Genomic DNA, 12,934 nt, shown 5'->3' on the forward strand with positions numbered 1-12,934 from the left:
TTATTTTCTGAAAATAAAAGCGGATCTAAGGTAAAAATAAATAAACCCTCCTTACCCTCAGTTATTCAGCTAAAATCATCAATAATGAATAAATTAGTAAAAATACGGTTATCCAATGAATATGCAACAGATACTTGATGATATTGCCGCTCAGATGGCAAGTGAGACTGAACGTGGATACGTGGCAAATTACATTCCACAGCTCGCTCATATCGATCCAAATCAGTTCGGGATTGCCGTTGCGACACCTGATGGGCAAGTCTATTCAGCGGGTGATGCCAGTACGCTTTTCTCTATTCAAAGTATCTCTAAAGTATTTACTTTGACCATCGCCCTTGGCAAATTAGGCAATGCGCTTTGGAACCATGTCGGCCGTGAGCCATCGGGTGACCCTTTTAATTCAATTACCATATTAGAGTATGAATCGGGTATGCCGCGTAATCCACTAATTAATGCTGGCGCAATTGCGGTAGTCGACGCCATTATGATGGGGCATGAACCCAAAGAGATATTGGCTGAGATTCTACAGTTCGTGCATTTTATCGCTGATGATGACTCGATCCGTTTCGATGATAAAGTGGCAGCGTCTGAGATGGAGCACAAAGATCGTAATGCATCACTAGCCCACTTTATGAAGTCATTTGGTCATATCAAGCATGACGTAGATAAGGTATTAGGGGTCTATTTTCATCAATGTTCGATTGCGATGAGTTGCCAGCAGCTAGCTTGTGCAGGTCGATTCTTGATGTCCAATGGTGTCAATCAACATACTGGGGTGAGGGTGATTAATCCACAGCGCGCCAAGCGGATTAACTCGCTGATGATGATGTGCGGTCACTACGATGGTTCCGGTGAGTTTGCTTATCGTGTCGGCTTACCAGGTAAAAGTGGGGTAGGTGGTGGTATCTTAACGATTGCGCCAGGCAAAGGCTCAATTGCAGTATGGTCACCAGGGCTTGATCCTGTCGGCAACTCTAAACTTGGCCTAAAAGCATTAGAGATGCTGGTAGAGAAAACAGGCTGGTCTGTTTTTTCGGATTAAAATAAGTTATTGATATAATTAATAATTAAATAAATTCTCGCACTACATCCATTATTCTTGCATCCACCGTGCGCTGCACCTTTTCTTCAATCTCATTACATAACGATTCAACTTTGCGTTTAGAAGTCGCTACGACTACAAAAGACCATTCGCTAGCATCATGCCGATCAAGCTCACCACTTTCACATACTGCTATTGCAGGATTACGTCCGATACGCTCATGCAGACCGCCCATACGCTGACGCTTTTCTTTTAGAGAGCTGCATCCTGGTAGGGTAAAAGTTAGCGTTAAAATACCGATGTGCACTATAGTCTCCTTGATAGGTCGTTTCTAAGTTGAGCTAATGAAGCGCTGATTGCTAAAAAACTTATTGTCTACAATCAGGCAAGTTTTGTACGGCTATGCTTGCCGCATCGATAGCACCAGCCGTATAGCCAGAGAACTGCTGTGACCATTCGCTACCGATGCCCGTTAAGCACTGTTGCCAGACGCCTGCGGCTGCGGTGGCATTAGGTGCTGTAGCGTGCTGACCATAACTATCCGCATTGACATCAATATCAGTAATCGTCGCGGTAAATGGATCTTGTGCCCAGTCTTTGAGATATTCAGCTTTTGGCGTACCTGCCTCTGCGCCAAATAAACGCACAAGTTGTGCGCGACAATACTCTTTTAGTACTGTTTCAGAGATGCTTTGGCGCTGTTGTACTGGCACACCAATAAAACCAAATAATGCGCCGCTACCCTCTGTTATGGAGGCATCATGAATCTCAACAAGAGGCCCTATCGCACTACGCGCTTCTCCTGATAATCCTGTATCGCGCCAAAAGGACGTATCATAAACTGCAAAGTATTTGGCATGAGGTGCCATCCAAGTCGCTGTATTATGCCATTGAGTTGTCAGATCAGTCGGTAGAGCAGGGGTAAAAGCTATGCTGGCTGCTGCCAATCGTGGTGGTAGCGCTAGTAGTATATGCCCAGCTTGCCAAGTCGTCAGCTGTCCAGATGAGTCTTTACTAATAACCTCAATATACTCATCAGTCTTGTTTATCTGATGAACTGGTTGATTGGTAATAATTTTATTTCGATCTAAACGGTTATATAAGGCATTGATCAAAGCTGCCATACCTCCTTTTAGACGCATTGATGGCGAAGTGCTTTTATAGCCTTGGCTACGTATAGCGGGCTCATGAGCCGAGCGTTCAACCATCATATCGCCCTCTTCAAACTGCTCAAAGCTCTCTAATTGTAGCTCATCGATAAGCTGACCAAGCTGCTGCTGAAAGTCAGGCCAAAACCAAGACGGGCCTAAATCAAAGTTGTCAGCTGATAGGGCTGTTGTCGCGTCAGTATTTGGAGACTCTAAGGGCATATCTGTAGCAGAGCGAGTAGTGATAATGCGACCACCAAGCGTAGGACGAGCTTCTAATAGGATATAGTCAATACCTTTTTTTTCTAATAATAGGGCCGCGTACAGACCACTTAGTCCACCGCCTACAATCGCAACAGAAGCTTGCTTCATCTCAAAATCCTTTATTAAAACCGATTAAAATATTATGACTACTCTTATCTACTCATTTAATAGCGCTGCGATATCCGTATGTTTTATCTGCGCTAGATGTCCCGTTTTAAGATAGACAGTGACGCCCTTTAAGCCTGCGCTTATTTGTGGAAGTGTGCCTATAGGAAAGCGTAGCCAACTGCCAGACTTATAAGTCTGCTTGTTTTCAATCAGCTCACCTGCGATCACTAGCAGCTCCACGCCGCCTACTACTTCGGTCATAAACAGTGGCTGGCTTGCAGTCAGTCGCTGTAGGCTCACTTGCTCATCGTCATCAGAGAATAGCGGACAAATCTGACGATCGCCTTGTAACTGCCAGTTGCTATCGTCTGTAGTGTCGATAGCCACATGCTGGTGCTCATCAGTAGACATCTGCCAGAGTTTGACAAAAATGGTAGCACCTTTGACACTATAAGGCTGGTGCCCTGATGTCGGTGGATTGCGTATATACCAGCCTATGGGATAATCGGTATCATCCGCAGAAAAAGTACCTGATAGTACGAGTATCTCCTCGCCACCAGGATGCAAATGATGGGGAAAGTATGAGTCGGGCGCATAGCGTACAATACTGGTAGCACGGGCTTTTTCTGCGCCTACTCGATCAAGCATGACGCGCTCAACGCCTTTTTGTGGTGAATCAACCCACTGATAGTCCTCAAAGGCTAATGCTGCACGTTGTGAAAAGTCGGCATTAATAAGCATAATTTTTTCCAAAAAAGCGGTTAGTAGGTTTAACAATTTATTTGTATCGCTAGTCATTGTTAGCGCGACTTAGCCCTTCAAAGTAGTAGGCAAAGCCAGTATCATAGCTATCATTTATTGATCATAACAAAAGGAAAATCAAGTGTCACAGGCTCAGCTCTCTAGTCATATCACTACTCTTAAACAAGATCAGCGCACTGTCCTAAAAGCCCTCACTATCATAGGTTATTTAGAAGGTACTTCATTTTTACTACTGCTCGGTATTGCCATGCCATTGAAGTATATGATGGGTATTGAAGAGGCTGTAAAGTATATCGGTATGGGTCATGGCGTCTTGTTTATAGCCTATATCGTTATACTCATGACAGTGGTCACTAAAATAAAAACACCACTATGGGCCATGCCTATCGGTGTAATCGGTTCATTCTTGCCATTTGGGCCTTTTATATTTGACCATTTTTTAAAGAAAAGCCTTCAATAAAGTATAAAAAATCCAGTGTCAAACGCTTAGTCTAAACGTCTAACACTGGATTCATAAAGCTTGAAGCTAATTAATTAAACCAATTACTCTTGATCTAACTTATCGATCATACCTTGATATTTATCTTTTTTGGCAGCGATCTTTTTGCGGCGCTCTTCTGCGGTAGCGATTAGATTTTTAGCGATATCTAAGCTCTTATCAAAAGCGGCTAATTCCATATCTACGGCATCTAGCAATTTACCAAGCATCATAGCAGTCGCTTTTTCAGAGACATCATGCTTCATGTCTACCGCGTCAGATTTAAAATCTTCTCTTAGCTTAGTTGCCCATTGATAGATACCAGCCATCGTTATACCAGACTTATCATCTTCGTCAGAGCTGTCTTTATCATTGGCTTTCTTATCAGACTTTTTGTTATCTTTATTTTTCTTGTCTGATTTGTCAGACTTATCTTCTTTTGATTTGCTATCTTTATCTGATTCTTTGTCATCATTACCAAGCTTAGCATCGGTGTCAACTTCTAGATCATGTTCAGCATTGTACTCTTCAAAGTCGCCATCTTCATAAACGACAGTATCGTCTTTTACCACTTCTACACCAGTTACTGCGTTATTCTTCACTGATTTTTTATCTTCATTTTTGTTTGACATAATTTGGAATCCTTATAGGGTTAGCATTTAGATATTAGCTACGATAAATATTGATTCGCCGATAGTAAGCTGATGCTATGGTTTAAGCAATAGCCGGTTATAAATCTACCTTGCAAGCGCCACAGAAGGAAACATAGCAGTACTATCCGTTTACAAACTATCTTTACAAATTTTGTATCTTAGCTAAATAATTTACTGCTCTTGCCACTGTAGCCAAAGCCTAGTATCCAGCTCAAACTGATGATAATCGGGCTCCATATGACAGCAGAGTTGATAGAAGGCTTTATCGTGATCTTTTTGTTTAAAATGCGCCAGCTCATGCACAACTATCATCTTTAAGAACTCAGGTGGCGCTTTTTTAAATAGGCTGGCGACCGTGATACTATTATGGGATTTAAGCTTGCTGCCTTGTACTCGCGACTGAAAGGTGTGAATACCTAATGCCTGATTCAGTACCGCAAGCTTACTGTTATAACTGACTTGGGTGAGTGAGCCACTTTTACGCATATATTGGTTTTTGATCTCATTAATATACTGATATAGCGCTTTATCGCTTTGTACCTCATGGCTGGTTGGATAGTTTTTGTGAATATAATCACCCAGCGTTCCTGTGCTAATCATTTGCGCCGCTTGAGTTTGAATGTGCTCAGGATAATGGGCGATATACTTTAGGGTGGGTGAAGTCACGGCATTTTCCTTATTTCTTAATACTGTTTTTTAGCTTGGAATATCGATATTTTTAGGTAAATGTAGCTCAATACGTAATTTGGGCAAGTCTTGCAGATGCTCAATTAGTAGGGGCAAGGTAATAGACTGCCATTCTAAAGGCACTGTATTAGTAATGCTCAGATCAGTATCGCTTATTGCACTGTTAGACGAATTGCTGACAGTCTGATTGCTAGATATCAGCGGCCGCGTCAATACGGACATCTTGCGGATGCCTTTATAGCGTATCAACGGCATAAGCTGCTGACCTAAATCATTAAGAGCCGCCACTAGCCAGCGCGTGCGTGTAGGATGATAAGGGTGATCAGATATGACAAGATTGGCAATATGAATAGGCTGATTGTTATTAGAATTAGCACTCAGTCCTGCGCGTTCATGCTCGCGTTTATGGAGCAGACAGCCACCGACTGATAGGCTACCATCACGGCAGGCGCGATGATAGCGATGATAGTTATCAGGATATAGCGTCTTACAGCGTGTCAATACTGGATCGAGTAATATGCCAGCGCTATTAACGGGCAATAATAATACTTGTGCCTTGCTATTCAAAATAGGGCTATGAGTTTGCTCAATAATAGCTATGGTATTTACCTCCCAATACTTATACCAAACCCAAAAGGTGCGATTGACATTGTTAAACTCAGCCTACTAGATGTAGTGCTTGCGTAAGTTTGTCGCGCTACTTTAATTTTGGAAATGGTATCACCTAGTTCTTGAACTTTTAATTTCTAAACTTTACCGTGCCGCTCGTACCAGTCGCCATAGCATCACGAGCTAGCTGATCCTCAGCGTTGTTTTTAGCGCTTATCAAATCAGGATCAGGACGATGCTCGCTATGTCCGCACTGCGTACATTCAATATATTCATCAGGCGTCGGATCAGTAATATTGACTTGTACTACCGCATCTATCGCCTGACACTTAGGACAGCTGACACCCGCTAAAAACTGACGCTTGGGACGAGGAGATTGATAGCGCATTTAGCTGGCCGCCTTATCAACGCTGGCATCATTAAAGCCGCTATGACGTAGCAAGGCGTCGATACTGGCGCTGCGTCCACGGAAGTTCTCAAAGTTAGTCTTGGCAGGTAAGCTACCACCGACTGAGAGCACAGTATCGCGGAACGCTTTGCCTGTAGTAGCATTAAAGATACCTTCTTCTTCAAATTTGCTAAAAGCATCAGCTGATAGTAGCTCGGCCCATTTATACGAGTAATAGCCTGCCGCATAACCACCAGCAAAGATATGACTAAAGCCATTAGCGAAGCGGTTATATTCTGGCGTTTCTGTAATAGCGATATCATCGCGTACGGACTCTAAAGTCTGCAAAATACCCTCGTAATCAAGCGCTGGCGTCTGCGCGTGAATCAGCAAATCAAACAATGAAAATTCAATCTGACGTAAGGTTTGCATACCGCTCTGAAAGTTTTTGGCAGCTAGTAGCGCGTCAAGCTTGTCTTGCGGTAATGGCTCGCCAGTTTCAACATGGCTACTGATCAGCGCAATACCCTCAGCATCCCACGCCCAGTTTTCCATAAACTGACTTGGCAGCTCAACGGCATCCCACTCAACGCCATTGACGCCAGCGACATCACCGACACTCACTTGGGTCAATAAATGATGCAGCCCATGACCGAACTCATGGAACAAGGTTAACACTTCATTATGAGTCAGTAAGCTGGGCTTACCTGCCAGCGCTGGAGTAAAGTTACCGACCATAAAGCACACGGGTAGCTGATCATAGCCCTCAATATCATGACTATAACGCGCTTGAAAACCGCTCATCCAAGCACCGCCACGTTTACCGCTGCGAGCGAATAGATCAAAATAAAAGCCGCCGACTAAGCTATCATCAGCATCAAACAATTGATAAAAGTGCACATCGTCATGCCAGAGCGTGGCGATATTAGTCGTTTCGTTTTGTCCAGTTTGTTGCTCTTTTACGGTAATACCATATAAACGCTCAACGATAGCAAATAGCCCATCGAGAACTTTTGGCAAAGGGAAATAAGGGCGAATCTCTTCTTGTGATAAGCTGAATTTGCTTTGCTTCACCTTTTCAGCGATATAAGCATTATCCCAAGGTTGCAAATCATCAATACCATAGTCTTTGGCACTGTCTTGCAGCTGCTCTAGATCCTGTTTAGCAGTCGGTGTAGCTTGCACGGCTAAATCGCGTAAAAATTTCTCAACCTCGGTGACATTGTCCGCCATCTTTGTCGATAGTGAGACTTGTGAATAATTGTCAAAGCCTAATAGCTGCGCCTTTTGCCCGCGAAGATCTAATATCTCACTCATGATATCAGCGTTATTCAGTGACTCGCTCTTAGCATTGATATGTTCATCAAACTCTGAGGCGCGGGTGACATAAGCATGATATAGCGTTTTGCGTAGCTCGCGATCATCAGCATGAGTCATCAACGCGATATATACAGGAATATTTAAGCTGGCGACATAATAAGGGCTAGGCAAATCATCGATTTCAGCTTGGGTTAGCTCCTCTTTTTCTAGCATTCGAACTTTGTACTGCTCACCTGTATCAGCCAACAATCCAAGTCCACTTTCAGTGATACCCGCCAATTGTGATTGCTCAATAGGTAGCATAAAAGCTTGGGTGGCATCTAATATATTATCTGAAAATTTCGCTGACAAAGTCGATAGTTTACTTTGAATCGCGGCAAAATTATCTTGCTCAGCCTTAGGTAGTGCCACTCCTGATAACTCAAACTTTTGAATAGCTAGCTCAATAGCACGAGCGCGCGCAAGCTCTAACTGGTCAAAGAATGCCTTGTCATTCTTGATGGTTTGATAACGATCAAATAGCGGTTGATGTTGCCCAACGCGCGTACCATAAGCCGATAGAGTCGGCAGCAGCTCATGATGGATATGACGTATCTCATCGTTACTCATCACGCTATTGAGATGCGATAAGATACCCCAATTGCGATCTAAGGCCAGATTGATATGATCAAAGCTCATCACGTCATCTAGCGCTTGCTCAGCACTGATTGGCGTAAAGTCTTTATCTTGAAATACCGACAGCGTATTTAAGAATTCATTAGCTTGATTAATGGCGTCTATCACTTGAGCCTGTAGCTCAGTAGGCTCGGTCGCTGCAAAGTCAACGAGATTCAAGTTTTGAGAAGTCATAACAGTAGTCATAAGAAGTCCAAAGGCAGTAAAAGGTAAGAATAGTAGTAGTTGAATAAGTATAGAGAGTCAAAATATTACGCTATAAAATAAATAGGGTTAGTAAAAGCATGTTAACTATCAATCATGTTAACTATCAATAAGTAAAAGTGCTGAATGAATAAGAAATGGGTATGTTTGACTTCGAATACAACCCAATACAATAGTCCTAATGCTTAATCAAAACAAATTGTCGTCTTCAGGAATATTTCTCAATATACAATAGTGATGGACACGCTTACAAAGCATATCATTTGCTTGCAAACTAGCCCTATAGCAAAGCGGACGAAATTGTTAGGCTAGTAAATAGAGTCAAACAACAATTGAATAAAAAATGACTTTGTAGGATACTCAATAGAACGAGTCTAATTACTTATAGCTATTTATATTACTTGTAGCTCTTTAGAATCACTAAAAAAGTATTTTAGATAAGTTCATCGGCTAATCACACATGGGTCAACCATCTGTTATATAGTCTTTTATTATTGAGTTATTCGATACTGAGCGGATTAGAAGTTAATCAGCAATTAAAGATAATAAAACTAGGAGCATACTTTATGAAAGCAACTCTCAAAAGTTTACGTGAATCTAAAGCCAATCCAGCGGTAAGTATTTTTGTAAAAACACACCGTGAGCATCCTGCTAATGAACAAGATCCTATTGCCCTCAAAAACCAACTCAAAGTCGCCGAAGATCGTCTGAATAAAGAATACGATAAAAATACAGCATCGACTATCTTAGCGCACATTCACAAAGTTACCGAAGATTTGAATCATAATTATAACCTCGATACATTAGCTATTTTTGCTAGTACTGATGATGTTCAGCTGATTCGTATGCCACTTGATACGAAAGAGCGTGTAGTGATATCAGATAGCTTTGCTACTCGTGATCTCGTCCGTGATATGGCAAGTGCCGTACATTTTTATGCTGTAGTGTTGACGGGTGACGTTGCTCGCTTAATTGAAGCGTCAAATGATCGTGTGGTCATGGAGTTTGATAAAGACTCAGATAAGCAAAACAATATGGAAAACATTCCATTCCCAATTGATAATAATGGCTTATACAAGACCAGCGATGGCGGCTCTGACCGTTCAGCGAATAACGAGAGCGCTCATCTAAAAGAGTACTTCAACCAAGTTGATAAGAGCGTCCAAGAGCTATGGGGCGAGCATAAAATGCCGCTTGTGGTTATCGGTGATACCAAAAACGTTGGTTACTATAAAGAAGTCTGTGACCGTCCAGAGAATATCATTGCAACGGTAACCAATGTTACTCGTCTTGATGATGGCAGCGCTCAGCACATTATCGATGGGGTACAAGAGGCGATAGAAGAGTATCGTAGCTCGCTACATATGCAGGCGATGGGTGAGATCGATAAAGCTCGCGGCGCTAATATGCTACGTACGGACTTACAGGAAGTTTATCAGGGAGCATTCCAAGGTGCAGGCGAGACCTTGTATGTGCGTCGCTGGTATATTCAACCTGCCAAAATCGATGAAAAAGCGCAGACATTAGCCTTAGTGGATGACGCTGCTGGCGAAGGCGTTACTGATGATGCTATTGGTGTCATTATCGAGCACGTTATCCATAATGGTGGCGACGTTATCTTCTTACCAGAGGAGATTATGGGCGCTGATCAGCCTATAGCTTTAGTGACTCGCTATTAATTAGGTTATCTCAAGCATAGACAGATCTAAAGTAGAGCATTGATTCACTAAGGATCAATGCTCTTTTAGTTTAAAGACATGCTCTGGTGCTAAATCACATATTTTATTTTATAAAGGTATCGATAATGATTATCCCTAATAATGCTATTGGTCATAAAATCAAAAGTGCGCAGGCGTTTGTCTCATTAATACTACGTGGTGGACGTGGAGTGATGGGTACCGCCAATCCCATGCAACCTGAGAAATCACTGGTAATGTATGAGTTTGAGGCCTGTCCTTATTCACGCCGCGTCCGTGAAGTCATGACACTGCTTAACCTTGACTATGAGAGTCGCCCAAGCCCGCACAAAGGCCATGTCTATCGTGACGAGCTAAAAGAGCTGGCAGGAAAAGCGCAAGTACCGTTCTTGATTGACGAAAACAATGTGGATGGTGCTAACGGCGAAGAGGGCGATCAGATATTAGACTCACAAGCGATTATCGATCATCTATTTGCTAATTATTCTAAAAAAGGTTTTACCCCAGATAAGTACCAGCGCCAAAATAAAAAGGATAACGCCTCATTAGCCAATAAAGCGGCAAGTGTCGCCTCCATGATGCGTGGGGTAAAAGCGGTGCATCCTAAGAAAAATTTAGCTCGTGGTAAACCTAAACAGCCGCTACATCTGTATGGTTTTGAAGCCAGTCCATTTTGCCGTTTGGTCAGAGAAACCTTGAGTGAGCTTGAGGTAGGCTATATCAATCATAATGTCGCTCGTGAGCGTATCCAAGATATTGGCGCATTTGGTTTTCATTTAACTAAGGGTGAATACCAGCCTATCAAAGGCGGCAAACGCGATCATTTGATGAATGAGGAGATTAAGGGTGAGTTGCTATTTCCTTATCTTATCGATCCTAATACCGATACCAAGATGTATGAGTCGCAAGATATTATCAATTACTTAGAATATAATTATGGTTGATAGTTTGAGCTTTCTAATAGAGCGTTATTACAAACGTTAGTTTGCAATATTTGCTATATTAGTTTTTACTGCTTTTTATTAACTCACTCTATGCTATGACTACTAAACCTATGACTACAGACTCTTTTGTATTGACCAGCTACAACATTCATAAAGGCATGTCGCCGATGAATCGTCAGGTAAAGATGCAAGGCATCGCCCAAGCATTGGATATGGCAGGGGCGGATATCTTGTGTCTGCAAGAAGTGCAAGGGCAGAACCTTAAGCGTAATATGCAATATAACGAATATCCTGATCAATCGCAGCATGAATGGTTTGGCGAGTTTTTGCAGTTAGAAAACAGCTATGGCAAAAACTCAGAGTATGAAAATGGTCATCACGGTAATGCGGTATTAAGTCGTTTTCCGTTAGATCCTAAGCATAATGTCAATATCAGCGTCAACAAACTTGAGCAGCGCGGCGTCTTGCATTGCGAAGTACAACCCATAGGATGGGAGCGGCCTGTAGTGGTGTTATGCGCTCATCTTAATCTCTTTGAGCGCGATCGGGTCAAACAATATCAAGCGATTAGCGATTATGTGCGTCACGAGATCGATGATGGTCAGCCGCTTATTTTGGCAGGAGACTTTAACGATTGGAAGCGCATGTCTTGCGACAAATTAGCCAATAGCCTTGGGATGACAGAAGCCTTTAGACACTGTCATGGCAAGCTGCTACCGACCTTTCCTGCGAAGCTACCTGTACTGAGCCTAGATCGTATTTATGTGCGTAATCTGACGGTTAAAGATGCGTGGGTACATACGGGGAAACCTTGGTCAACGCTATCCGACCATTTGCCAATCAGTGCAGAGTTGGCCTTGTTATAAACTATTTAGTAAAAAGTAAAACCTGATAAATAAAAAAGGAATCATTTCTATGTCTACTAACAATCTACCTAGCCAGCAACATGCTGTCTTAATCACTGAGTTTGGCGCACCTGAGGTCATGCAGTATCAAGACGGCGTTGCTGTTCCTGAACTAAATGACGAGCAAGTACTGATAAAAGTAGCCTATGCTGGGATTAATCCCGTCGATTATAAAACTCGTCAAGGCAAAGGCTGGGGCGCGGATAATATTCGTCGTGATAAGTTTGAGCAAGACAAGCCTGCTATTTTAGGCTTTGATGTGGCAGGTACAGTAGCTAAGAGCAACAGCGACAAATTTGCAGTAGGTGATAAAGTCGCCGCACTGAGCTTTGATAGCAGCTGTTATGCCGAATATGTCGCTGTCGATGCTGATCTACTAGCACAGGTGCCTGAGTCCGTTACTCTAGAACAAGCAGGTGCGCTACCTTGTGTTGGTCAAACCGCCGTGCAGTTCGTGGACTTTGCTGATATAAAATCAGGTGAGCATATCGTTATGAATGCGCCAGCAGGTGGCGTTGGTCAGTTAGTTATTCAGCTATTGGCAGAAAAGATTACTCGTGAAAATATAAAAGTTACTGTCATTTGCTCACCAGACAAATACGCTAAGCTTGATCAGCTCGTTGATAAAGAGGCGCTAACAGGCTGGATCGATTATACCAGAGACGATGACTTTCCAGAGTTGCAAGCCGATGTGTTACTAGATTTAGTCGGCGATGATGCTGGGGTACGTGCACTCAGCACTATTAAGCCAGACGGTCGAGTGTATGTGCTGCCTACGATCTGGGTTGATAAGCTAAAAGCCGCAGGTAGCGATCAGCTAACTATCGAAGGCTATGCCGTCAAACCTAATGGCGAGGACATGGCACGCGTCTTACAGCACCTCGCAGCTGGCAACCTAAAGCTGCATATTCAAAAGAGCTATCCGTTATCTGACGTGGTCGCTGCGCATACTAAGCTAGAAAAAGGCAATGCTTTTGGCAAAATCGTGTTGCAGGTATCTACCTAATTTATAATGATAAAAGCTCTAAAACGCAAGATAGAGGCTGCCTT

General features: G+C 42.8%; 14 protein-coding genes. 6 read left to right on the forward strand and 8 right to left on the reverse strand.

The genetic code is table 11. The features are described 5' to 3' along the window. Window positions 1–115 precede the first annotated feature (115 nt). Window positions 116–1,042 carry a glutaminase gene (locus ACR63T_RS00490; RefSeq protein ID WP_472784411.1) on the forward strand — a complete coding sequence of 309 codons (927 nt, stop codon included), beginning with the start codon at window positions 116–118 and terminating at the stop codon, window positions 1,040–1,042. 25 nt (window positions 1,043–1,067) lie between these two features. Here ACR63T_RS00490 and ACR63T_RS00495 read toward each other — a convergent pair whose 3' ends face one another. The 3 genes from ACR63T_RS00495 to ACR63T_RS00505 all read right to left on the reverse strand — a co-directional run bounded on the left by ACR63T_RS00495 (window position 1,068) and on the right by ACR63T_RS00505 (window position 3,303). Beyond that, the gene (locus tag ACR63T_RS00495) at window positions 1,068–1,349 is read right to left on the reverse strand and encodes a DUF503 domain-containing protein (RefSeq protein WP_472784412.1); all 282 of its coding nucleotides are present in this window, start codon (window positions 1,347–1,349) and stop codon (window positions 1,068–1,070) included. 61 nt (window positions 1,350–1,410) lie between these two features. Further along, window positions 1,411–2,562 carry a flavin monoamine oxidase family protein gene (locus tag ACR63T_RS00500; RefSeq protein WP_472784413.1) on the reverse strand — a complete coding sequence of 384 codons (1,152 nt, stop codon included), beginning with the start codon at window positions 2,560–2,562 and terminating at the stop codon, window positions 1,411–1,413. 48 nt (window positions 2,563–2,610) lie between these two features. Then, window positions 2,611–3,303 carry a cupin domain-containing protein gene (locus tag ACR63T_RS00505; RefSeq protein ID WP_472784414.1) on the reverse strand — a complete coding sequence of 231 codons (693 nt, stop codon included), beginning with the start codon at window positions 3,301–3,303 and terminating at the stop codon, window positions 2,611–2,613. A 142-nt stretch (window positions 3,304–3,445) separates the two neighbouring features. Here ACR63T_RS00505 and ACR63T_RS00510 point away from each other — a divergent pair, with 142 nt between their 5' ends. Then, entirely contained in the window at window positions 3,446–3,784 is a 339-nt protein-coding gene (locus ACR63T_RS00510) for a DUF3817 domain-containing protein (protein WP_305899292.1), read from the forward strand. Between the two features lie 83 nt (window positions 3,785–3,867). Here ACR63T_RS00510 and ACR63T_RS00515 read toward each other — a convergent pair whose 3' ends face one another. The 5 genes from ACR63T_RS00515 to ACR63T_RS00535 form a co-directional block, all read right to left on the reverse strand. After that, a complete protein-coding gene (locus ACR63T_RS00515; RefSeq protein ID WP_472784415.1) occupies window positions 3,868–4,434 on the reverse strand; it encodes a hypothetical protein in 567 nt (188 codons plus the stop codon). 192 nt (window positions 4,435–4,626) lie between these two features. Further along, entirely contained in the window at window positions 4,627–5,121 is a 495-nt protein-coding gene (locus ACR63T_RS00520) for a M48 metallopeptidase family protein (RefSeq protein WP_305899294.1), read from the reverse strand. A gap of 30 nt (window positions 5,122–5,151) precedes the next feature. Next, complete coding sequence (locus ACR63T_RS00525; protein WP_472784416.1) at window positions 5,152–5,709, reverse strand: hypothetical protein; 558 nt, start codon at window positions 5,707–5,709, stop codon at window positions 5,152–5,154. Window positions 5,710–5,881: 172 nt separating this feature from the next. Further along, window positions 5,882–6,139 carry a YheV family putative metal-binding protein gene (locus ACR63T_RS00530; protein ID WP_472784417.1) on the reverse strand — a complete coding sequence of 86 codons (258 nt, stop codon included), beginning with the start codon at window positions 6,137–6,139 and terminating at the stop codon, window positions 5,882–5,884. Beyond that, window positions 6,140–8,320 (reverse strand): M3 family metallopeptidase, encoded by a 2,181-nt coding sequence (locus ACR63T_RS00535; protein ID WP_472784418.1) that lies wholly within the window; start codon window positions 8,318–8,320, stop codon window positions 6,140–6,142. 584 nt (window positions 8,321–8,904) lie between these two features. Between ACR63T_RS00535 and ACR63T_RS00540 the strand changes: the two genes are divergently transcribed. The 4 genes from ACR63T_RS00540 to ACR63T_RS00555 all read left to right on the forward strand — a co-directional run bounded on the left by ACR63T_RS00540 (window position 8,905) and on the right by ACR63T_RS00555 (window position 12,890). Further along, window positions 8,905–10,017 (forward strand): AOC03_06830 family ribosome hibernation factor, encoded by a 1,113-nt coding sequence (locus ACR63T_RS00540; RefSeq protein WP_305899298.1) that lies wholly within the window; start codon window positions 8,905–8,907, stop codon window positions 10,015–10,017. A 125-nt stretch (window positions 10,018–10,142) separates the two neighbouring features. Continuing rightward, complete coding sequence (locus ACR63T_RS00545) at window positions 10,143–10,979, forward strand: glutathione S-transferase N-terminal domain-containing protein (RefSeq protein WP_472784419.1); 837 nt, start codon at window positions 10,143–10,145, stop codon at window positions 10,977–10,979. A 110-nt stretch (window positions 10,980–11,089) separates the two neighbouring features. Next, window positions 11,090–11,845 carry an endonuclease/exonuclease/phosphatase family protein gene (locus ACR63T_RS00550; protein WP_201570905.1) on the forward strand — a complete coding sequence of 252 codons (756 nt, stop codon included), beginning with the start codon at window positions 11,090–11,092 and terminating at the stop codon, window positions 11,843–11,845. A 49-nt stretch (window positions 11,846–11,894) separates the two neighbouring features. Continuing rightward, a complete protein-coding gene (locus ACR63T_RS00555) occupies window positions 11,895–12,890 on the forward strand; it encodes an NADP-dependent oxidoreductase (RefSeq protein WP_472784420.1) in 996 nt (331 codons plus the stop codon). The last annotated feature ends 44 nt before the right edge of the window (window positions 12,891–12,934 follow it).

It is taken from the genome of Psychrobacter sp. M17(2026) (assembly GCF_055699815.1).